This window comes from Lysinibacillus sp. UBA5990 (genome assembly GCF_002429815.1).
Classification (GTDB): domain Bacteria; phylum Bacillota; class Bacilli; order Bacillales_A; family Planococcaceae; genus Lysinibacillus; species Lysinibacillus fusiformis.
Genome location: NZ_DJAY01000015.1, coordinates 1,613,022 through 1,633,678, shown reverse-complemented (window position 1 = coordinate 1,633,678; position 20,657 = coordinate 1,613,022). Strand labels below are relative to the sequence as shown.

The 20,657-nt window shown below is 34.8% G+C and carries 23 protein-coding genes; 16 read left to right on the top strand and 7 right to left on the bottom strand.

What is annotated here, in order from left to right:
* Positions 1–103 precede the first annotated feature (103 nt).
* On the bottom strand, positions 104–1,303 hold the full coding sequence (locus tag B3D94_RS20700) for an MFS transporter (protein ID WP_291760085.1): 1,200 nt from the start codon (positions 1,301–1,303) through the stop codon (positions 104–106).
* 90 nt (positions 1,304–1,393) lie between these two features.
* On the opposite strand from B3D94_RS20700, the gene B3D94_RS20695 reads away from it, so the two are divergent.
* On the top strand, positions 1,394–2,263 hold the full coding sequence (locus B3D94_RS20695; RefSeq protein WP_069481604.1) for a LysR family transcriptional regulator: 870 nt from the start codon (positions 1,394–1,396) through the stop codon (positions 2,261–2,263).
* A 316-nt stretch (positions 2,264–2,579) separates the two neighbouring features.
* Here the strand turns inward: B3D94_RS20695 and B3D94_RS20690 are convergent, their stop codons facing one another.
* Together B3D94_RS20690 and B3D94_RS20685 are read right to left on the bottom strand one after the other, a co-directional pair.
* Entirely contained in the window at positions 2,580–3,404 is an 825-nt protein-coding gene (locus B3D94_RS20690) for a DUF2268 domain-containing putative Zn-dependent protease (RefSeq protein ID WP_349679812.1), read from the bottom strand.
* A 359-nt stretch (positions 3,405–3,763) separates the two neighbouring features.
* On the bottom strand, positions 3,764–4,309 hold the full coding sequence (locus tag B3D94_RS20685; RefSeq protein WP_291760081.1) for a hypothetical protein: 546 nt from the start codon (positions 4,307–4,309) through the stop codon (positions 3,764–3,766).
* Between the two features lie 113 nt (positions 4,310–4,422).
* Between B3D94_RS20685 and B3D94_RS20680 the strand changes: the two genes are divergently transcribed.
* Both B3D94_RS20680 and B3D94_RS20675 read left to right on the top strand, forming a co-directional pair.
* The gene (locus tag B3D94_RS20680) at positions 4,423–4,659 is read left to right on the top strand and encodes a hypothetical protein (protein ID WP_291760078.1); all 237 of its coding nucleotides are present in this window, start codon (positions 4,423–4,425) and stop codon (positions 4,657–4,659) included.
* 390 nt (positions 4,660–5,049) lie between these two features.
* Positions 5,050–5,364, top strand: a complete 315-nt coding sequence (locus B3D94_RS20675) for a hypothetical protein (RefSeq protein WP_291760076.1) — start codon at positions 5,050–5,052, stop codon at positions 5,362–5,364.
* A 432-nt stretch (positions 5,365–5,796) separates the two neighbouring features.
* Here B3D94_RS20675 and B3D94_RS20670 read toward each other — a convergent pair whose 3' ends face one another.
* Positions 5,797–6,429, bottom strand: a complete 633-nt coding sequence (locus B3D94_RS20670; protein ID WP_069481600.1) for a hypothetical protein — start codon at positions 6,427–6,429, stop codon at positions 5,797–5,799.
* Positions 6,430–6,573: 144 nt separating this feature from the next.
* Between B3D94_RS20670 and B3D94_RS20665 the strand changes: the two genes are divergently transcribed.
* The 3 genes from B3D94_RS20665 to B3D94_RS20655 all read left to right on the top strand — a co-directional run bounded on the left by B3D94_RS20665 (position 6,574) and on the right by B3D94_RS20655 (position 8,486).
* Entirely contained in the window at positions 6,574–7,044 is a 471-nt protein-coding gene (locus B3D94_RS20665) for a hypothetical protein (RefSeq protein WP_069481599.1), read from the top strand.
* 363 nt (positions 7,045–7,407) lie between these two features.
* A complete protein-coding gene (locus B3D94_RS20660; protein WP_291760072.1) occupies positions 7,408–7,908 on the top strand; it encodes a sigma-70 family RNA polymerase sigma factor in 501 nt (166 codons plus the stop codon).
* Positions 7,905–8,486 carry a hypothetical protein gene (locus tag B3D94_RS20655; protein WP_291760068.1) on the top strand — a complete coding sequence of 194 codons (582 nt, stop codon included), beginning with the start codon at positions 7,905–7,907 and terminating at the stop codon, positions 8,484–8,486. Before B3D94_RS20660 ends, B3D94_RS20655 begins: the two co-directional genes overlap by 4 nt.
* Positions 8,487–8,601: 115 nt before the next feature.
* Here B3D94_RS20655 and B3D94_RS20650 read toward each other — a convergent pair whose 3' ends face one another.
* From B3D94_RS20650 to B3D94_RS20640, 3 genes are all read right to left on the bottom strand, one after another.
* The gene (locus B3D94_RS20650) at positions 8,602–8,994 is read right to left on the bottom strand and encodes a hypothetical protein (protein WP_069481597.1); all 393 of its coding nucleotides are present in this window, start codon (positions 8,992–8,994) and stop codon (positions 8,602–8,604) included.
* A gap of 198 nt (positions 8,995–9,192) precedes the next feature.
* Positions 9,193–9,513 carry a DUF4183 domain-containing protein gene (locus B3D94_RS20645; protein ID WP_291760064.1) on the bottom strand — a complete coding sequence of 107 codons (321 nt, stop codon included), beginning with the start codon at positions 9,511–9,513 and terminating at the stop codon, positions 9,193–9,195.
* Between the two features lie 502 nt (positions 9,514–10,015).
* Positions 10,016–10,294, bottom strand: a complete 279-nt coding sequence (locus B3D94_RS20640) for a hypothetical protein (RefSeq protein ID WP_291760061.1) — start codon at positions 10,292–10,294, stop codon at positions 10,016–10,018.
* A gap of 662 nt (positions 10,295–10,956) precedes the next feature.
* Here B3D94_RS20640 and B3D94_RS20635 point away from each other — a divergent pair.
* The 10 genes from B3D94_RS20635 (at position 10,957) to B3D94_RS20595 (ending at position 20,650) form a co-directional block, all read left to right on the top strand.
* Complete coding sequence (locus tag B3D94_RS20635) at positions 10,957–11,718, top strand: glycosyltransferase (RefSeq protein ID WP_291760058.1); 762 nt, start codon at positions 10,957–10,959, stop codon at positions 11,716–11,718.
* A 205-nt stretch (positions 11,719–11,923) separates the two neighbouring features.
* Positions 11,924–12,316 (top strand): VOC family protein, encoded by a 393-nt coding sequence (locus tag B3D94_RS20630; protein WP_414674008.1) that lies wholly within the window; start codon positions 11,924–11,926, stop codon positions 12,314–12,316.
* 956 nt (positions 12,317–13,272) lie between these two features.
* Complete coding sequence (locus B3D94_RS20625; protein ID WP_291760055.1) at positions 13,273–14,289, top strand: DUF1565 domain-containing protein; 1,017 nt, start codon at positions 13,273–13,275, stop codon at positions 14,287–14,289.
* Positions 14,290–14,304: 15 nt separating this feature from the next.
* Positions 14,305–15,570 carry a hypothetical protein gene (locus tag B3D94_RS20620; RefSeq protein WP_069481591.1) on the top strand — a complete coding sequence of 422 codons (1,266 nt, stop codon included), beginning with the start codon at positions 14,305–14,307 and terminating at the stop codon, positions 15,568–15,570.
* A gap of 277 nt (positions 15,571–15,847) precedes the next feature.
* Positions 15,848–16,378, top strand: coding sequence for a hypothetical protein (locus tag B3D94_RS20615; protein WP_291760051.1), 531 nt, complete (start codon positions 15,848–15,850; stop codon positions 16,376–16,378).
* An 8-nt stretch (positions 16,379–16,386) separates the two neighbouring features.
* Positions 16,387–17,598 (top strand): SPRY domain-containing protein, encoded by a 1,212-nt coding sequence (locus B3D94_RS20610; protein ID WP_291760048.1) that lies wholly within the window; start codon positions 16,387–16,389, stop codon positions 17,596–17,598.
* Positions 17,599–17,608: 10 nt separating this feature from the next.
* Positions 17,609–17,734 carry a hypothetical protein gene (locus B3D94_RS20605; RefSeq protein WP_291760046.1) on the top strand — a complete coding sequence of 42 codons (126 nt, stop codon included), beginning with the start codon at positions 17,609–17,611 and terminating at the stop codon, positions 17,732–17,734.
* Between the two features lie 20 nt (positions 17,735–17,754).
* The gene (locus B3D94_RS23115; RefSeq protein ID WP_414674007.1) at positions 17,755–17,946 is read left to right on the top strand and encodes an SPRY domain-containing protein; all 192 of its coding nucleotides are present in this window, start codon (positions 17,755–17,757) and stop codon (positions 17,944–17,946) included.
* Positions 17,947–18,819: 873 nt separating this feature from the next.
* Positions 18,820–20,091 (top strand): discoidin domain-containing protein, encoded by a 1,272-nt coding sequence (locus tag B3D94_RS20600; protein WP_291760043.1) that lies wholly within the window; start codon positions 18,820–18,822, stop codon positions 20,089–20,091.
* Between the two features lie 16 nt (positions 20,092–20,107).
* Complete coding sequence (locus B3D94_RS20595; protein ID WP_291760040.1) at positions 20,108–20,650, top strand: discoidin domain-containing protein; 543 nt, start codon at positions 20,108–20,110, stop codon at positions 20,648–20,650.
* Positions 20,651–20,657: the final 7 nt, after the last annotated feature.

Below are 20,657 nucleotides of genomic sequence, written 5' to 3'. Positions count from 1 at the left end.
CTTTTATAACATTCAACAAAATTTTTTATAAAATGCCAAATATCGGAAAATATTAAAAAATAAAAACCCAACTGAATATCAAGACAGTTGAGTTTAGAAACCACTATTTAATTATTAAAGTCGAGGGTGCTTCATAACTTTTTTTATTTAGGTAGAAAGAATATCTGATAAAAATAAGTGCAAGTATAACGAATAATCCACCAATCCAGCTTAAATTTCTTATATTAGTATATTGAATTATGATTCCTCCTAATGCAGAGCCCAGCATCATGCCAACATTCATTAAGGCGGTATTAAAACTGAGTACTGTTTCAGAGGATTGTGGTTTTAGTGAGATCAGATAAAACTGCTTTGCTGGTGTCGTAGTCCAAGTTGCTACTCCCCAAAAAGCTAGCGTGACAAATAAACCCACTGTCTTATACTGAGTAAATGCCAGTACAAATAAAGAAATGATATGAACACATAAACTTAATGATATTGTTCGATTAGGTCCCCATCTGTCTACCGCATATCCACCGAAGCGTGAGCCAATAAAAGCAAAAATGCCTAAAACAAATAATGCGATACTTGTCATTTCTATAGAAAAATCAGCAGTATGACTTAATAATGGAGCAATGTAGGCGAACACCATCGTATAACCTAAAATCCAAAAGATCGTTGTCATTAAACCAGTAAGGACTCGTTTATCTTTCATGATTTGTAGCTGTTGTGTAAATGGCAGCGTTTGGTTTCCTTTTATAGCTGGTAGTAATTTATATAGTGCTATCATTAAAAAAACTGTACCAAGCGCAATGATCAAGAAAATATAGTGCCAATCAAAATATCCAGCTAAAAATGTTCCAATAGGCACCCCAAGTACTAATGAAACCGTGAAACCTGTAATGACTGTTGCCATAGCACTACCTCTTTTTTCTGGAACTGCAATTTGAGCGGCATAATTGGTGGCAACAACAATATACAGCCCTCCACTCATCGCCATAATAACTCTGGATAACATAAGAATGACGAAATTATAACTGAAAAATGCAACTAGATTTCCTAGAATAAATATAGAGATGGCACATAAAAGCACTTTCTTACGGTCAAATTTAGACGTTAGCATGACCAATACCAATGCTCCAATAGCATAAGATAAGGAATAAATCGTAATCAACTGACCAGCAATTGAAATTGAAACATCTAATTCGAAAGAAATCAGTTCTAAAATTCCAGAAACAACAAACTCCGCTGTTCCTGTGACAAAAGCCCCTAAAGCTAAAAGTATGATGATTAGTTGATTTATATTATTTTTCAATTTGTACATCTCCTTATAATTTAACTACTGTTTTATTGTAAGTTCCATGTTAACATAAGTAAAATTGATGTTTTTAATAAGGGAGATGAGTAATCACTCATGACAATTGTGCGCTACGAAATCATTGCAAAAGTAGTCGAGATAGGAAGCTTTACAGAAACTGCTGAAACATTAAATATGACTCAATCAGCCGTGAGCCATGCAGTTGCGAGTTTAGAATCTGAATGGGGAGTTTCTTTATTGATTCGTGATCGAAAAAAAGGAATAATACTTACAGAAATGGGGCAAAAAATTCTGCCGCATATCAGAGAAATATTGAAAAGAGTGGAAGTTATTAATCAAGAAATTGCGCTTATGACAAGCTTGGAAACAGGTCTTATTCGTATCGGCACTTTTGCAAGTGCTTCTTCCTGTTTATTGCCTAAATTACTTGCAAAATTCCAGAAAAAGCATCCTAAAATAGAATTTAAATTTTATGAAGGAACCTATGAAGAAATTACGGAATGGTTGGGTTCAGGTATTATTGACATTGGATTTGTAGTAAAAGGAAAATCAAACCCAAATTTCGATTTGATTCCTTTGATTAAGGACAAGATGGTAGTCGCTTATCACCCTGCTCATCAATTTCATTCTAAAGAAATAGTAGAAATGAATGATTTAATGGATGAATCCTTTATTATGCCAACAGGGATGTACCAATCACATGTTGAGGAATTATTTGCAGAAGCGCAAATTAAACCCTCTATTCTTTTTGAAGTACACGACTGTACAACCATCGCTAATATGGTACAGGAAGGACTTGGCGTTACGATAGGTCCAGAATTATATTTAAAGACACAGCAAAACATAAAAATCAGCACACTAAATATTGAAAACAGCCGTGAAGTAGCGCTTGCCTGTCATTCTATTGTAAATGCTTCGCCTGCAGTTAAGGAATTTCTTCATGTGGCAAAAAATGTTTTTAAGTGAACATTTGCAGCGATAAAACAGGACTTTCCTTTATTCAGAAAAGCGCCCGATTGTTGAATATCGTTATTGAACTAAAGCCCCTGTTTAGTTCAATAAGAAAAAAAGAGCTGCATACGCAACTCAATGATTTTTAACTAATCATTAACATATATTTACCCCTAGCATATATGTCAATTCATTCATAGATTTGTTATTTATAGTTTTCAAGATAGTTTCCTTTTTCAAAAATTTCTTTTGCACTTAAGGCAGTCCATTCCTCTGGGGTTACATTTGGGTGCAAATCAAGATAGGATTTTACCATTTTATAGCCCTCACTTTAACCATAACGATTAGGAAGGCCATTACCTCCCAGTATAATTTCGTATGACCGATTAAGATCATGCTTTTCGAGATCTACTACAATTTTTGACCAATAATATTTGTTGTATGTTGAATAAATTGGAACATAATAAATATTAGGATAAACTAACTTTTCAAACATAAACGCCTTTCCTTCAAATATTAGGCTATCTAAAACGGTAAAAGATGGAGCATTACGTAAGTACTTCTCTGTCCAAACACTATGATGGTATTCGTGAGCCATGCTAGACCTTAAAACATCTTCGTTATAATATTTGTTGTAAAGTACTATTATTTTTCCTGCCCCCACAGTAGTCATTAGTGTATTTGTATTTGTGGCAGGAAAAACACAAACAGTTGTTTCATTTCCAGATGGAATAAAGTCAGAAGATTTTAAAAGAGCTTCTTTAATAATATTTTCAATTACTTTCCTATCAATTTTTTCACTTAATAGTTGATTTTCTGTTAAAAGGTCAGGAGCTACATTTAGAACTTCCTCTGCCATATTAGGATATTCACCATTCTCAAAACAAGCACTATATACTGGTTTAATTATCTCTTCATTATAAATTTCCAATTGTGATTGTTTTGGATTAATTTCAACTTTATCTGCATAGTTTTGATAAAGTTTATAGGCATTGACTATTTTAAATTTTTGACCTGTTTGTGGGTGTTCGAATGATAAAACGATACTTTCAATATCTTGCTTTGCTTTCGATTCTTCAGCTTGTGTGCAGGAAGTAAGTGTTAGCAACGTAATTAGTAGAAGAAATATGACAACTGTTTTTTGATAATTTTTCAAATAAAATCCTCCTATGTAAAAAACAGACTATTCAACTAATCATTTTACCATATTTTAGTATTAATTCTCGTATTACTTTGAATTTCTTATTGAACTAATCTGCCTCGTTACCTTAAGTACACTGTTTCACAAACTCACATCAAGATTAATATAAAATCCTATTTTTAATTTAGAAGTGTTATTCAATTAAATAGCCCTTTTCATAAAGAAAGACGCTTTCCTTAGAAAGCGCCCTTTAAAGGAATAACTAAAATTTGAGCTTATTTCTTAAATCGCTTATAGCTTATGCTTATTGAACTAACGTTACCGTTAGTTCAATAAGACGAACACACCCCTTTTGCTATTTCACCTAAATTTTTTTAAAGATTGAGTTTTGGCATATAAGTACTTCCACCTGCTAGCATTTCCTTTGTTTCAACATCATAAATTGCATAATTACCTCTAAATTCCTTTTCTGTATCTTTAAAGGAATAAAAGAAATAAACTTGCCTGTCGGGGCTAACAGTCTGATGATAGTTAATATCTATACCAGGGTAGGTACGAAGAATATTTCCATCAAAAGTTATATAATTTAATCTTTCTACCTCATTGAACAATAATTTTTTTCTAACATTTACAGATGCACCTGGCATTTCTTTAAAAAGAACAGTATTCAAATGTCTTTGCTGTTGCTTTGGCTTCTGCTTATATGTTTGATAAACCTCCTGATGTATAGGGTACTTTAGATCTCTTAATGCCTGGTAAAATTCATCTACAGTTTCATCAACAACTTTTTCCTTATTTGCAGGATGTAAATATTCATCTTTATCTGTAGGTGTTTGTGAATAAACAGGATTTCCTAATAACGTAGAAAAACTGAACAAAAATATAAAAACAAACGAAATAATTAAGAATGGATTTTTCATTTAGATTGCTCCTTTTTTAGAAGTAACGTACCCCAAATGTTCTTTAACTATCCTACTTCGTTAGTTAGTGAGAAACTTTACTACCTTACTCTATATTTGAGGGGGAATAGGTTATGTTATTTACTCCAATTAAACCAATGTTACTCTCAATGGGTAATAATGAAGAAATAGAAGATAATTCAAAATGGATTTACGATATAAAATGGGAGGGTTGGCGCATTCTTCTGCATAAACAAGGTGACAGACTAGAGGCTTACACTCGCCATGGTAATAATGTTACTGCCAAGTTTCCAGAGTTACAGGATGTTGGTCGTTCAATAAATGAACATACAGCAATTATTGAGTCTTAGAAATGGCATTTCGGTATTTGATGTCTTTGCCTATCATGGCAGACTAACAAATACAAGCAAGATTGAACAGGCTACTTTACCCATCCAGCTACTTTCATTGCGTTCGATGTACAGGCAACGAATAAACCTCATACACAGCAGCCACTAGAACAACGGAAAGAAATCCTCTCATCAATTATTGAACCTTCTAATAGCATACTTGTCACACCATCTGTTGTTGACAACGGCAGCAATATCTTTCAATTGACTAAAGAACGAAACATGGAAGGAATTGTAGGAAAATGAGGCAATTCAACATACAAAACAAATCATCGTTCACATGAATGGTTAAAATATAAACATTTCAAAATTGCAGATGTTGTGATTCTTGGGTACAAAGAGAATCCTTTTATGATGTTGGTGGGTAAACAATTAAGTAGTGGTAAATATAAACCACTGGCAAATGTAGAGTTTGGCTTTAAACCTGAAGAAAAAACCGCATTCAGGGAAATTGCTAAACAAATTGTAACTAAGGTTGAAAGTGATATGATCTGGTTGGAACCAAGATTACATTGCAAAGTTCAATATTTAGAAAGAACAGCATCGGGTTCTTTAAGAATTGTTTCATTTAATGGTTTTGATTTTGATAAAGTTACAGGCCTAGAAGAAACCATACTCAATAGAAACAAAAGGGGCCATGAACAGTTTTATACACCTGCCATATAATAATTATTATGCAAACTAATAAAGTGGGGTACAATCTCTTTAAAATGGTCGTACTCCACTTTTACCCCAGTTGAATGACTTTAATAACCCCTTATTACAAACATTGATTTAAAAATAATTTTTAGAATTACTTTAACTACACCATTCTTCAAAATTAAAGAACCTTAATTAAAAACCTGGCATTTACGAACACAATATTTTTAGGTAAGCCTAGAAATGGTTAACTATTAAGGGGTATGAGCTAATGATTGTACCCCTCAATTGACGCCTGGATTTATTCTATTTTAATTAAGTAGTCTATTTTAATTAATAAAGAGTGTGTTTGAGTTGCTTTCCATACATTCGTTAAATTAAAAACCCAACTACAAAAAAGTTTGTAGTTGGGTTTTCGTAACATGATATTTATGACTTGTACTACAATTTAATAGCTACTTAATTTCTATACATTAACTCAGTATACGTATCACCATATGGTGTTGCGGTTTCAGTTATATACGTGTTGATAATTGTACCCATAGGATTTCTTACTACATTTTTTACTTTGTGGTAAATAACGTCTTTTCTAACACCCACTCGGATATATTTATTAGGGTACTGCGATTCATAAGTCCTTGTAGACGTGAAACTATGTGAAAATGAAATACCGAACGTCGATGAACCTTGTGCAAAGGAGCCGTTTATACTCCAAGTAATTCCACCAGCGATGGATACACTTTTCACTTTATCCCAACCTGGTGTAGCAGGATGATAACCAATAAATGCACGTGAAACAGTGTATTTTTCAAGTGTTGTCTGTGTTGTCTGATTACATGTAGCACATAAAGGTTGTATGCTGTTATTCACATAAGATTGGTAATCTTCTTCTGATTCAAACAGAATCATGCCGCCATCTTCTGTTGGTACGCTATACCTATCATCTGGCACAAATTCTAATTCTTCAAAGGGTAGTAATTCTGAATCACTCTCGGCTGCATGGACTAAAAGGCTACTGCAACTAAAAACTAAAAATAACACAAAGCTAAAGAACAACGAACTAAGTAACTTATTTCCAGTTATTGCTGTCATCTTTTAACAACCTCCCCTGTATTTGTAATTCAATTTCCATTATATACTAAGTGGCAATATTTGTATATACTAGGTTTGGTTATTGTATAATATGTAAGTATTAACCAAGGTTATTAAATTTTAAAAAAAGGTGGAAAAAGAGTCGTGAAAAAGAGATTAACATTTTGTGCTTTACTTGGATTATTGTTAATGCAAACGGCTTGTAGCTATAGTGTGGATGTTAACTATGAAGAGAACAACCCCGAAATTGTTCTTTCTGAAAATACAAAATTAGAAAATTTAAGAGTACTAGAACTGGATGCTAATCATGAAGAAAGTAAAAAGGTTCTTAACATATTTGGAGATGAGTTAAAGGATGGAATTTATGCTTATGATGAAAATGAACATAAAACATATATTTTGATAAATTCAACTACTAGGAATTACTCTGATTACTCATTTAAATTTAATAAGGAAAAGAAAATTTTAACACTTACGTATACAACTACAGAAGGGAATAGTGCAAATAAAAAAAAGCTATTTCTTTTAGAGAGTAACAAGAAGAATCCTTATGAGGAAATCAAACTCCTTAATAATGGGAATGATGATGGTTTCATAGGAGTGTATACACAGTAAACAATATTTGTAAACGTTTTATCGTGGGGTTAAATCACAGGGGTGGTAAACGGTCGATGATTCTACAAACGATAGTAGGAGAACCGATGACCGAGGGGTTACCAGAGAAAGGAATATGCAACATTTTGCGCTTTGGTAGCCGAGAATGACAATGAGTGGAACACAGAAGCATCAAACTTAGAATTCTCTATCTCACAAAATGTGGGCTTCTATAAAACCAGTAAGGCACAGTAGATGTGTTTTACTGGTTTTATTCAATTTGTGAAAAATACTACCATAGCACTTCCAATTTAAAAGAAAATTATACAATTTTTGAACGAAATGAAGAATCGCTCCGTCTAATGGAGGAAGGAGGCGAAAAAGATGAAATTTGAATTAGAGCAACGTGCTATACGCGGGGATCATGAAGCGATACTTTCCCTTATTGAAATGGATGAGGATATTTTGTATCGCATGGCCTTTACATATATGAAAAATGAGCAGGATGCTATGGACGTAATGCAGGATCTTGTTTACAAAGCACTAAAAAAAATGCATACCGTTCAACAACAAGAATATGCCAGAACATGGCTTGTGCGCGTCTTCATTAATTGTTGTAAAGACCATTTAAGAAAACGTCCACCTACTGTTCAGATTGAGGAACACCACCTATCTGAATGGGTCATTTATTCAGATATGGAGAGATTATTGGAGCATTTATATTTGTCGGAGCAGCAACTCGTCTATACGAAATATTTCCAGCAGCTAAAGAATAAAGAAATTGCTGAGCTAAATCAAATTCCTGAGAGTGCTGTAAAGTCTAAGCTTCATTACATATTAAAGAAACTTAGAAGCTTTGCTAAAGAAAAGGAGGACTGGCTATGAGTAAACCATTGATCGACGTTCCAAAGGAGAAACTTCAACAAGTTCGAATGGACATGTTTCGGAAAGTCCAGCGAGAAAAAAAGATAAAGAAGCGCATTGTTTCGGTTACATTCATCGCCATACTTTGCTTAAGTCTTATATTATCTATTCGCGTTTCTCCAACGATTGCTAGCCGAGTTGCAAAAATATCTGGCTTTCAAGCAATTGTATCAGCGATAGCAATAGATAAAGGAATAAAAGATATTGTGCCAAAGGGTGAGGATTTTATCGAAGTTGATTTTGGCACAAAAGAAATACTCATGAAGCCTAACTATTTTAATGGTGATATTTCCGCAGCGCCGCAAAGTGTTTCAGTAACGATGAATAAGGATAATCAAGGTAAATTTTTAATGTTTTCTGATGCAATAAAAGAAGATGGTACGATGTTAGAGTTCAAAGGTATTTCGATTTCACGAGATGAGCAATACGTAGTGGAGACAACACAATTTGAAGAATATAATGGAAGGGCTAAACTATATTTGAACTATTACGCCAATCCTATTGGGAAAAATATTGAACTGAATATTCCCTTGCAATAAAGTTCCGATGTTCAAAAAGGCTCTCTTTTTTGGGCAACTTTTTTATAATTGTGGTAATTAAACAGTGTGAAATAGATGGATTCCAATGAAAAACACCCATACCCTCTTTTATTGATCAAAGGTTCCCTAGAACCATAAAGTCGACAACAACGCCGCTTACTGGATTTTCAGACCCCAATACATTAATGCCTAATACCGTTACACCACTAATATTTGTCACATTAGCAGAGACATATTTTGCAGCAATATTCTTTTCTCTCATTTGTACTCTAGGTCTTAAATTAATCGATGCATTTGTAGAGTATACGCTTGATACTGCGAAATCAATAGTTGATAACAAAGGATTGCCATTCGCTAATGCATTGTCTGTAACATAAAATGTAGCGATACCATTTGCGTCTGATGTAGCTTGTCCATAAATAATGCGCTTTTCTTTTTGGGGATTCGACTCTCCAGCTTTAAATACATGTAATAATGTTGGTGCGAGTTTAATTATTTCAATGCTCATAGTTATTCTCCTTCGTTAAATATTTTAGTATCCATCCTAATCAAATGAATGATGCAATGCTATTTTATGAACGTTTTATTAGTTTATTACTTTATAAAAGTATGAGAAAAATTAATGTTATTAATCCTTTAAGCAATTTAAGGGTCACTTGGGGATGTAGTGACCCTCGAACAAATAATAATGGGATTTACTAACTTATTACGTTTGTGTAACTAATTCTACTGCTTCGATTACTAAAGGCGTACCTGCAGTGAGTGTACCCGTAACGTCGTTAAAGGTTAACTCTGTTGAAGAAACTGTATAGGAGCCACCTTCTTGTAATACCCCATTAATATAGAAATTATAGTAGCCATTAGTTACTACTGGGAAAGCAGTAGCGGCATTTCCACTATCATTTAAAAATGCAGTTGCAGCAATAGTCGTGCCATCTGTGACAGCTAAATTTGCTGCTAAAATATTAAAGAATTTAGTGGAAGTTCCTGTAACATTTACATGGATATTTATAATTGAAAGTGCCATTTTTTCACCTCCTTTCAAAAAAATAATCTTTAGTGAAAAAAATAGTTCAGATTTACGAAGTTGTTATACAGGTCCAAAAGTAGATTATTTTCACACCAGAAAATGAAAGTTTTCAAGAAAAAACAACTTATCTTATTTCCACTATTATTATATGAATTGAATATGGAGGATGGCTTGGCGATATGTCTATTAAAGAAAATTTGATATAGGATAAGAAATATAGGGTAGTGAGTGGCAGATGCCCGACCAACACTACATTAACGTGCTTAGGGCAAGACATTCATGGTCAGGCAATAAACACAACATGAGGAAATTAATTATCTACTAGTATTGAAATGGACTATTACGAGGGAAAATGCTTGCTTAATTACTTAAGCAAGTCATGAATAATGATGAAATCAGTCGCTTAGTGTTAGTAGGGAAGACTAAACTTGTCATTTCTTGCGCTTACCCGGGAAATTATTTTTTATTTCCAAGCGAGGGGAAATATCATACAACATCGTTATTGAATGCAAGAATAGCAAATTAAAAGGAAACAGACATAATCGTCTATTTCCTGTTCCATAGCTTTTAACTTTGCTTTATGTTTGGCTTTTGGTATCGAGTGATACTGCTCATACCGGCACATTCTACAAGAGCAGTGCACTTTATCTTTACTCAATGTACCACGTACAGGCATGTATGCATTTTCCCGTAACATAACATTCTGTAAAATAGCCCATTTCTTTTGAATAGTTCGCTCTCTTTGATGGCGAATATAGGCCTTTGATCGGTTTTTCATCCATATCAGCTCCCTTGAGAAACCCAAGCTTGCAGAGAGGTCAAGGAATGTATCGGCACTCCCTACAAGCTTGGTATGTAGCTGATATTCCACATAAATCTTTTCATCTTATCAGTCCTTTTTACAAAAAGTCGCAGCATCATCGCACGTTACTCTCGAAATAGTTTATTGTGGAGCTCATTCTTCGAAACATACATTCATACCTTTTTAATGTACCATTTTTGGTTAAAAAAGAGTATTTTCTTTTCCAGATGAAGAATATAATACAATCTTAATCGTGAGACCGGAAAGTGAATTACAATAACCATGGTATTTTTAAAGAGCTAAAATGAGATGATATGGCTCCAAAGGAGGAAAGACTAGTTGCCATTTTTTACATTTGTCTGTATGGATTTTAATAAAGAGCTCTATAAATGTATAAAATAATTTATTTCCTAATTGGTGCGAATAAGACTTCTAAGTGTCTTATAACTGCCATACATAATAATTAGAAAAAATTTCAAATTTTGATTAGTTCAAGTCAATATTTAATGAGATAATATTCCTTATAAGGGTGATGTTTGGTAGCGGGAAGTAAATAGATAGTGTCACTTCAACTTCATTTCCATCTCGTTCACTCTTGTGTCAAGTCAAAATGGCTTCATTAAAAGGGGAGATATTGTATGAGCGAAAAGGAGAACTCTTTAGAAGAAAAAAATAAGGAGCATATAAAATTTTCAATTGTAATACCCGCGCATAATGAAGAAAAGTACATTGGGAAATGCATAGAATCTATCTTAAAAGCTTCTAAACCATTTGAAAATGAAGTTGAAATCATTGTTGTATTAAATCGATGTACGGACAAAACGGAGGAAATTGCAAAATCGTATAATTGTATTGTATTAAAGAATAACGACAAGAACTTATCTAAAATTAGGAACGCTGCTGTTGAAATAGCGAGAGGTGAAATCATCGTTACGATTGATGCAGATACACTGATGAATGATCATGTGTTGTCTAAGGCAGAGGAGCATTTAAGCTCTGGAAAGTACATTGGCGGCGGTGTAACAGGAAAGTTTGAAAGAATGTCCTTAGGAATTTTTGTTTCGGCATTGTTATTAATTGGCCCATTATTCTTTAAATACGGAGCTATTTCTGTGGGAATCTTTTGGTGTTACAAAAAGGACTTTCAATCGATTAATGGATTTAATGAAGAAATGCTTATGGCAGAAGATGCAGATTTCGCTAAACGATTAAAAGTGTGGGGCCAAAAAAGTGGGAAGAAATATGGGACAATTCAAAATGGAATGATCACTTCAAGTAGGAAATTTGATAAAAACGGAGATTGGATTTTACTTAAACGTCCGTCAATTATCTTAGCCTATCTGAAAGGGACTGACCGGAAATATGCAGATGAGGCCTATTATGAAAATCAAGATAGATAAAGACTTGTTCTTAAGTTAGATTTCAAGATGAGAGAAAAAAATAAAGAAGCCATTGTGCCGTTAATCCTCATTCGATTAACGCTTTTTTTTGACGTTTTTAATGATCTAGTGATGCTGTAATAGATTATTACTTAACTAATAGAGGTGAAAAATAAGGTGATATAGAATTCAAAAGTAGATGTAAAGCTTAATGAAAGGAGAATGTATGTTGACTACACCTAACAATAGTACCTTCATTAAAAATAGAATCGGTGCTGTGTTTATTCCAGTTCGTAACTTAGAGAAAGCAATAGAATGGTACAGAAAAATACTTGGTTTGGAAGGAGGAGAAGAACATTTTGGGCATTTATTCGTGGCACCCATGGAAGGAACAGCTAGTTTAATGTTAGATGCCATGCCAAAGTGGAGAAAAGAAGATGGTGATATTCCCACTTACCAAGTTCCTTCAATCCAGTTTTTAACAGACGATATTCATGCCGCATATCAATTTATGAAAGACAATAATGTTGACCTTGTTACAGAAATACTGGATGATTTTTATTTTGTGTTCAAAGATTTAGATGGAAATTTATTAATGATTTGTAAAGCAGTAATTTAAGATTAAAAACAATTTATTGCACTTTGGTTAACAAAGGCTATAAATCAAGATGGGATTCTACAAAGATCCTATCTTTTTTTATTTTTAAGAAGTGAACATACATACGATTGAACTACGAATTTCGTTTTTATTAAAATAGTTTATTTCAGTAATAGTATTCATGTTGGATTGGTTATAGGGATAGTAAAAGAACTTGTCTTATTTCTTGTTGAATGCCAGTCTATTGCAGGAGAAAGTAAGGAAAGTTTTGAAACTAAAGGTACGTATTTCTCGTGAAGAGATGATTAGCTATATACGAAAAGAATCTAAATTTAAATTTTCTGATTTCATAGGAAAAAGAGATATCTTGAAATAAAGATATAACTCTGATAGGCGGAGATTACACACCTTATTCTTGTGGAATGTCAAAAGAAGGATGCTTTCAGGATAATTGATATTGGTTATTAGGGTTTAGGCGATCCAGCCTGATGACCTAACTGGAATATTTACCAGCCAGGTAAAGAATTTATTTTACTATGTGTATTAACTCATATCCTAACAGTAATGAAATAGGTGAACGAGTTATATTTTTTTAAAATACATTTTACGTAAATGAAATTATCATATGATGCTTCACCTATGGTATGACTATCATCTTTTGCAAGCGAAGCAGGCGTAAAAACATAAGGTGAAAAGAAAAATAGGTGAAGACAGATATCGAGGGGAATGTGAATAGAACCAATAGTCCGGTAGGGCGTAACGGAAAAGAAATACCATTTGCTGAATTGGCTTTGCGGATTGTCAATTCAAACTACAGCGTAATGTGGCAACAAAAGAATGGGAGGGACTCCCAATCGATGAATCTTCACTTCATTAAAAAGTGTTCTTCATTAGTGAGAAAAATAATCGCAGTGATCCTATTGGAGTGTATAGGCGGGAAGGGTAGACCTTAGCTTTTTTGAAGAAAGGAATACAAGATGGTACGAAGAAATTTAGATTTGAATTCATATAGCAACATTATATATGTGGATGTCGTAAAAGGTGCTGACACAAATGATGGCAGTAAAAGTAAACCATTAAGAACGTTGCCTACAGCCATATTAAAAGTAAAGGCAAATAACACGGCGATTATCTTAGCAGAAGGGACATACGATGTAGCTTCATTAGCTACTATTTCAGGAAGCTCTTATTCCGTAGATATTATAGGTCATGCATTGTTTGATGCAAAACGGCAATCGGCAATCAATTTACTAGGCACATATAACACAGCATACAAGATGAAAGCTAAGTATCGATACTTAGGTATTATATTTAGGCGTGGGGCTGCTGGAGACGCACGTGTATGGGAGTATTGGTATAACGGTTCTACATTTATGATGGAGTTTCATAACTGTGCATTTACAGGTGGGCCATTAATACCAACTACGAATGTTGTATATACAGCGAATAATAGTAGCTCAATATTAAATCCACTCCTATTTAAAAATTGTTTGATCACGCCCAATTTAGGTGGCATACAGACAGGAGCCTCCACTACTGGTGGGACTTTTCAATACTGTGCTGCACGAAGTACAACAATTCTAAGTAGGCAAGATGCCACAAATATTAGTATAGGAACTAATTTCGATCCAGTGACTTTGGTATTGAATGATCCTACAAAAAATGAAGTTTATGGATTGTACGCTGGCCTGTATCCGTGGAACGGCATGAAAAATCATTTCTTAATTAAGCATGACAATGTATACAAGAAAATAGATGATACCAAGAAATGGGTTACACTCGATGATAATATTGAGTCTATTGATTTCGAAAATCAGGCGATGATAGCAGCTAGTGATTTAGACAGAAGGCCGACTGAAATACAAAAAGGACGGATGAATAAAGATAATAAGGAGATGAAAGTCATGGCTATATTTTCTCAAAAAATTAATCTCAAAAAAAATAAAGACATTATCAAAGTTAATGTGACACCTGTTCGACAACCGTCTGCTTAGAAAGGATGTGAAGACATGGCGACTTATACAGGATTAAAAAGTCTTCATGACTATCTATCATTAATCGATATACCAGATGGATTACACTCTATAGATATCGATGGTACGTTGATAAATATTAATATTATTAACAAAATTGAAAGTTATATATATGATGGCGTTGAACAATTTGGCAATGATATAGATGATGGGCCTTTGACCATTTTAAATATAAAAGGCGATCTAACAATTAACGAAGGTCAAACACTTAGGCCCAAAAAGAGATGCAAGGGGTTCGCAGTTTTCATTCAGGGGATATTAATTAATCACGGTGAAATATCGATGACTGCACTTGGAGCAAAAGGGATTGGCAATAATATCAATCTATGTGAAATAGACAATGTCATGCAGGTTATTCCTGCTGGGGGAGCTTTGGGTGGAGCAGCCATTGATTCTTCCTTTAGTGGTTATGGTGGTAAAATCACATATGGGAATAACGGAAATAATGGGAATAATAGACAATCGGGTGGCGGAGGATCTTCCTGTACAAATATATGGACAAGTTCCTATGCTAGATTAATCGGAGCAAAAGGCGGAAACGGAACTTCTTATTCGGGTGGTACAGGTGCAGGAGGTATTGTTAAGCATACTAGTGGTAGCTGGACATACACTCATCCTTACAATCCAGAAGAAAACGGTGGTGTAGGAGGAAAAGGTTATGCTCTCCAATCCAATGTAAGTGGAACAAACTCTCGTTTGTCTGCAGGTGGCGGTGCAGGCAACAATGGTGGCACAGGTACTTATGGAGCAAGTTCAGGAACAATGCCGACAGTGCCACAACCAGGTCAAAATGGCACAGGGGGTTTGCTCATTCTTTTTGTAACTGAAGTCAGAAAAATGGGGCGGATTACATCCAAAGGTTCAAATGGAGGCGGTGCTTCAGATGCAGCAGGATCAGGTTCTGGTGGAGGAAGTATCAACATTTTTTACACTGATCCAAATTCCGACCTAGATTATTCAGGTGTCAACTCAGACGGAGGTATCGGTGGGTGGGGGTCAACGGATCACTCTACAGGAGGAAAAGGCTCAATCTCTATAGATTTTTTAAATCTCGACAAATATTTTATTAAATACGAAAATAAAACCTACTATCGATATAATAATCAATGGTTTGATATTGACTTATCTATGTTCACTGTAGAGGAATTAAGACTTCTTCGATCCGATTCTATACAAAAAATTTCAGAAAGAATTCAAGCAAGTTTTGCTGTACAAATGAAGCTAGAGGATGTGTCAACGTGACAACATTCAAAGGGTATTACATTACTTTCTAAAACAACTAGATGACATGCATCTTTTAGATTAAACGGCTACCTTAGAAGTACTAAAGAGCATTCTGAATAATCTTCTCAAAAAGAGCGAAGCTTAGCAAATGCAAAGCACCCAATGATCTAATTCAAGGTGGCACTACGTTATCGATTAAGACCGAGGAATCGAAATGGTGATATCGATCAATGAAATGATAAGTAGGTGGAATTATGGTGGAAATACATGAGGACTTCTATGGCGATTTAAGTAAATGGAGCATTGCTACAAATTCTATATCAAGAACAATAGCAAATGTTCAAGAGCACCTGTTTGGAAGGCATTTGATAGAACAAAAAGTTCAAGTGAGTTTTTTGATAGTGGAGCAGTCACTGCAGATTTTGGTGTGATGTTCACTGAAAAAAAGAATCTCAGTAAATATGTTTTTGTTGGATATACTACTGTTGGCGTTAATGGTAATCTTCCGTCCAGTTGGGTTTTACAGGGCTCTCATAATACAACAGATGGAGTAAATGGTGATTGGGATCTTTTAGATATTCTAAGTGGTCATAGCTGGTCTGGAACACTAGAGAAAAAACCTTTCACTGTGAATAAAGTTGCGGAATATAAAGTATTTAGGTTTAAAGATACTAAAAATAAAACTTCTGGTACTTATATTTATGTTGCCGAATTGGAACTACTTAGCCTTGTTATCCCTGCAACAAATCCATACTGGTCAACAGTTTTAATCGATCAATTGAAAGAACATGATTCCATTCCAATGAATAAAGAAGAAATAAAGTAGGTGAATACATGGTAGTTTATTGGGATAGACAAATGTTAGGCCCAGGGTCAAGCTTGGCAGCGGATTGCTTAACAGGTACGACTTTTGCATCAGGAACCCTTCGTGCAACAGTCGGTAAGACTTCTGGTAAATGGTATTGGGAGGCGGTTCATATCTCTGGGAGTTATCCTATGGTCGGAGTTATCGGAGAAGCTGGAGGTGTAGGCTTTACGCATACAAATCCCTATGCCCGCTACTATTATTACAATGGCGCTAAATATCCAGGTGGCGCTTCTTACGCAGCTGGTTATTCAATAGGAGACATCATGGGAGTTTTACTTGACATGGACAATGGAACCCTATCATTTTATAAAAATGGTGTGGCACAAGGTATTACTTTCAATAACTTAAAAGAGCTCGGGCTTGTTTATGCAGCTATAAACGGTGGTTCTAGTAGCTATGCTATGACAATTCGAGCAAACTTCGGAGCCACGCCATTTCAAATGATTCCATCGAATCTTCCAAAGAACACATTTTCTTATGATGGATCAACAAACTTAACTTCAATAAATAAAACATTATTGCTCCATGAGGATAAGTACAAGAAGTGGACAGAATCAAAGAAAGAAAGTCTTATTCCTATTTTAACATCCAATACAAGTGCAGCAGGAGATGTAATCATGTTTAGAGTGGACGATACTAACTATCCAGCATGGAGGGCTTTTGATGGAAAGAAGACTTTAGCTGATGCAGGAACGGGTTATGGAAGATTGTTTTACTGCACTGGTACAGCTGGTCAACCTTTCATTGGATTTAAGTTCAGCAAAAAGAAAAGAGTAAACTTCTATAGAATTACAAGTTCTTGTACTTATCAAAAAGGGACTGTTATAGATCCAGGTAGTAGTAATAACTTTGTGTTGGAAGCATCTGATGATGGAGTCAATTGGGAGAACTTAGACGAACAAAAAAACGCAGGATTCACATTGCCTTATATATCTAAAGAATTCATCATTGATAACAATAAAAGCTTCTTCCAATATAGAATAAGAAGCTTAACTACGGTTATCTCAATGAGTGAATTGGAGATGTATGATATAGAGGAAGGTGAGGGTTGGTCAGTAGTTTCTTCTACGATTCCAGATTCTATTGAATTAATCGAACAGGGTATGGATTCGTTATCGCCATTATTGAATCGTGTCGCAAAAGAATTTAATCCGATCGCAATGATTAAACAAGAGTAGGTGAGCATTATTGACCGTAAAATGGAATATTGGAGAACTAACAGCAACAGCAAGAAACTTAGCAACGACTCACTATGCTAACAAAAAGGATCGATCACCAGTGGTAAATGGTACTGGGAAATTACTATCGATTTAGCAGGACTAGTATTCATAGGTGTGTTAGGGAAAGATATTGGTGCTAGTCTAACTGGAAACACTCAGGTATCACCATATCAAAGATCCTATTCATCAGAAGGATATACCAGAACAGGTAGCACAACAACCAATAAAAATTTTGGAGAGCGTTATGCTAAGGGAGATGTCATCGGTGTCTACCTGGATATGGATAATGGCACATTGACGTATTAAAAAAACAATAAGTTAATGGGTACACCATTTACAGACCTTCTAAATTTAGGAGGCATCTTCGCTCACTTTACGAATGCAGCTACAGGAAGAACATCAACTGTCACGGCGAACTTCGGGGCGACGCCATTCATTTACCAGGAGGGCTTAATCAAAGACAAGGGAGTTCGTTCTCTTGATGGTTTCTCAATGATCAAAGTTGTTAATAAAGCCCTTATACTTCATGATAGCGAATATAAAAAATGGGTTCCATCATATAACAAAAATGATTTTAAAAATATAATCCCCGCATTAACAAGCAATACTTCATATCCAGGAGGGAAGCAATCGGTCTTTCCACTAGTTCTAATGGCTCTGTAGTATACAACTATTCTGTGTTTGATAAAGTAAATGCAAATACTAGTGGCGGCGATGTTTTTTTCTCTACTAGCGGAGGATGGGTAGGATTTAATTTTAAGAATAAAGCTATTATTTGTAAATATATTATTACTCTAGGCAATATAAGTAGTCCGACATATGCCCCTCAAATTTAAAAATTCGAAGGAAGCGATGATTTAGTAAACTGGACTGTAATAGATATTCAATATATAACTGATTGGAAATCCCCAAAAGAAAGAAGAGAGTTTCCTATTTCTCCATCGTATTTCAAAGCATTTAGAGTCTTAGTAGAAAAGAATAACGGGGCTGCCAATGGATATTCTATCATTGGGGATTTAGAGTTTATAGGACAAGAGAATGAAGTTTTCTTAGAGGAAAGATAACGGTTCCTAAACAGCAATTAGCAGAAAAGGGTATAGATTCGTTACTTCCATTACTGGGTCGATTCACAAAAGAATTAGAGCCAATCGTAATGATGAAAAGAGAGTAGGTGAACATATGGCGGCCTTATTTGATAAATGGACATTCGAAGAATCCAGCCTTTTAGGGGAGGGAGGATGTAAATTAAATGTTTATAGGAATCCTACATTCACCACGGATAAAGTAAAGGGTCAAGTGAAAACATTGGCTACATTTGGCTCTCAGAGTGGTTTTATATCCGCACAGAGATTTACAGATAATACAAACGTAACTGCTATCTGTGCCTTCCGATTAAATGTTGATTCTATTTATACGGTTCATTATGAATGCCAAGTGTTAGGTATTACTGATGGTACTTATTTAGGTAGTGCCATTACAGTAAGTAGGGGAAACAAAATAGGTGTAGGCTATTACGGAACAGGTCACGTATTAGTGCCATCAACTGTTAGCATTCAAAAAGGGAAATGGTATATTATTGCTTATCGAAAGACAGGAAATGTGATCGATGTATTTTTAGATGGTCAACTCATTCATACCATTATTGCACATTCTGCACATGCAAGAGCTCCATATCTTACAGGTCAATACTGCAATAGTTCTGGAATACATTCAATGGTCAATCGCTCTTATACAGAACTAACAGTTTATGAAGTATCTCTATCTAATGAAGAGATTAGAGCAAAGTCTGAAGGTATTAAGAATAAAATGCTAATCTTTCATGATGGCAAGTATAAAAGATGGAATGAAGAGAAACTTGCTGAAAAGGGAGGTAGTATATTACCAGTTTTCATCAGTGACACACAAGACGGTATAGTTGCAAGTTCAAATAGTGTCTATACAACCTATTCCGCATATAAAGCTTTAGACAAAAAGACAGATACCTATTGGCTATCAAACGGTGTACCTACTGCAACTGCTCCTGTATGGTTGATGCTTGATCTCGGAAAGCCTACTACCTTAACAGGATATGCTATTAGTATTTATGCTCGCACTACTTATAATATCAATACCCACTACTTCCAAGGGTCTAACAACGGAATAGATTTTGAAACCATACATTCACGTGTTAATAGTCCTTTGACAGAAATTTTAACTTATATCAACTTTCCTTCAGTAAGCTTTAGATATGTTAGAGTTTTAATAACTAAATACTCTGGAAGTAGTGGGCGTGTTTCGATACAGGAATTAGAATTAATAGGAGAAGGCAAACCCAACGAACAACCTTATTGGTCAACGATCGAGCTTAATGAAGTCAATGAGCAAGGCTTGGATTCATTACTTCCATTAGCAGAATATAAAATCATAGAGTTAGATCCAATGCCAATGGTTAAATTAAATATCGAAAAATAAAGGGGGTGAATCAATCTTGGATTTAATTTGGCATGATATCAAGATGAAATCCAGTAATACACCAAAACCATATAAGGTCATGACTAATTCAGATTACTCTAATGGTTATGCAGGATGGACAGCTTTTGATGGCGTGAATACAAATGGAAGCATTTGTTGGTCAGCTAATGCCAATGCCGGATGGATTAAATTTGACTTTGGTGAGAATAATCAACAGAAGGTAGGGGGTGTTGAAATTTCTGCAAGACTCGGTACACTTGGAGGTGCTCCAAAAGATTTTACTATAGAAATATCAAATGATGATAACAATTGGATGACGGTGAGGTCATTAACCGAAGAAGTGAATTGGTTTTCTGCAGAGTCGAGAAGATATATGCTTGCATTTAACTATTTGACAAGATATATACGAATAACTGTTACTGCGAATAATGGTAGGGTGAGATTGGACATAGGAGAAATTAGGTTCGCTTATTTTCCACACATCGAGAAGACGCTCATCTTTCATAATGGAAGGTATAAGAAGTGGATCCCTGCAACAAGAGTATTTACCATAGCATAGTACCAGC